The sequence below is a fragment of the Vibrio sp. Vb0598 genome, assembly GCF_033338935.1.
GTDB lineage: Bacteria > Pseudomonadota > Gammaproteobacteria > Enterobacterales > Vibrionaceae > Vibrio > Vibrio alginolyticus.
In genome coordinates this window covers 1-1,649 of record NZ_JAWOTP010000084.1, presented here as the reverse complement: position 1 = coordinate 1,649, position 1,649 = coordinate 1, and the positions used below count along the sequence as shown (strand labels likewise).

Annotated in this window: 1 protein-coding gene and 1 other annotated feature; the gene reads right to left on the bottom strand. The window is 39.4% G+C overall.

Annotated elements, in window-relative coordinates:
- Positions 1-196 precede the first annotated feature (196 nt).
- Positions 197-1,150: a sigma-54 interaction domain-containing protein gene (locus R7Q38_RS23075; RefSeq protein WP_005480409.1), complete on the bottom strand. Its 954-nt coding sequence runs from the start codon at positions 1,148-1,150 to the stop codon at positions 197-199.
- Between the two features lie 364 nt (positions 1,151-1,514).
- Positions 1,515-1,649 (top strand) — a sequence feature (His leader region).

The window sequence follows — 1,649 nt, the reverse complement described above, 5'->3', positions numbered from 1 at the left end:
AAAAACCTGTTGATATTCATTTTTTGCTCCTGTGTCATCATGAGTGACGACACAGGATACAAAGGCAAAGAGTATGCCTATTTTAACTTATTGATTTAAAAGAGCCTTACATGACGTGTTTTATATGAAAAAGCTAAGTAAATGATATGCCGTGATTTCGTTGTTACACTGTGTTGCGTTACACATGTACACATTGTCAGATGTTGATATTGTACTTCTTAATCAGCCGATAAAGTGTTGTTCTAGAAATACCTAGATGGCGTGCGGCTGCGCTCATATTGTGTTTATTTTCTTCGATGGCCTGTAACAAATAGTCGAGGTCAATTTGATCAACAGAAGGGAGTAATTGCCTTTCACTGTTCTCAAGCCCTAAATCAGCAACGAGTAGGGTATTGTCTTCACACATGACAATTGCTCGCTGAATCACATTACGCAGCTCACGCACATTTCCAGGCCAACGATGTTTAAGCAGTTTTGCTTTCACTTCTTCGGACATGTTGTGTACTTGACCATGAGATAAATCTGTTAAAAAGTGCTCAGACAGCATCAAAATGTCTTTGCCTCTTTTTCGAAGTGGAGGAATGGTTAGCGGTAATATATTGAGTCGATAAAATAGATCCTCCCTAAATTCTCCTTGTACGACTTCGCTTTTTAAATCCACGTGGCTGGCGGCAATCACACGACAATCAACATCGATAAATTTATCCGCACCTACTTTGTGTATTTGTTTGCTTTCTAAAAAGTGAAGGAGATGTATTTGAAGATCCGAAGGCATATCTCCAATCTCATCGAGAAATAAAGTGCCTTTGTGTGCTTTTTGAATAAAACCAATCCGGTCAGAAATGGCACCTGTAAATGCACCTTTTTCGTGGCCAAAAAGTTCGGAAGCAATCAAGCCACTTGGAATCGCACCGCAGTTAACCTCTACAAAGGGTGATGAGCGTCGACTAGATAACTGATGGATGAGTCGAGCACACAACCCTTTACCCACACCAGTTTCACCTTGTATGAGTACTTCCGCGTCACATTGCGCGTACTTTTTAATGGCATTTCGAAGCTCGTGGATACAAGCACTATTCCCAATCAGAGGATATAGCTCCGCCTCGCTGAATTGCACCGTTTGTTTGGTACTACCTTTTCGCAGTTTCATCATTAATCACTATTTTTGCCCCACTGAAATAATAGTTTTGAATTAGCCGTCTCAATCGTGAGTAAATGTCTCTTTATTGAGAAGTTTGTTAATTACTGTGGGTGGTAAAGTCTAAATGTTTGTTTCGGGGAAAATTTATACTAGGGACTTTTTTTGCTAGGAAAATCGTTGTATAGCAACTTCATTTCTTGCACTCTATCGCAATGAAACTAAAAATAAACACTTAAAAAACATAGACTTGAAAAAATAGTTAAGAAAAGTTCAATTTCGGTATTGAAAAATTAAGAATCCTTGGTTAGTGTGGTTACTAACGAAGCAACTAACTAAAGTCTTAAATAAGTATGCGTAATTTTGTAATGAACATTCATCACCATCATCACCCAGCCTAGTCTTTCGGGAGATGTACGCATACCCGGGAGGCAGGAAACTCCCGGAGGTGAAAATCAAAGTAAGAACAGATTTTAAACCCTCGGGCGACGCCAATCTCTCGAGGGTTTTT

What these genes read in the sequence shown, in the direction of transcription:
- R7Q38_RS23075 (WP_005480409.1), bottom strand. Translation starts at nt 1,150, where the DNA reads ATGAAACTGCGAAAAGGTAGTACCAAACAAACGGTGCAATTCAGCGAG.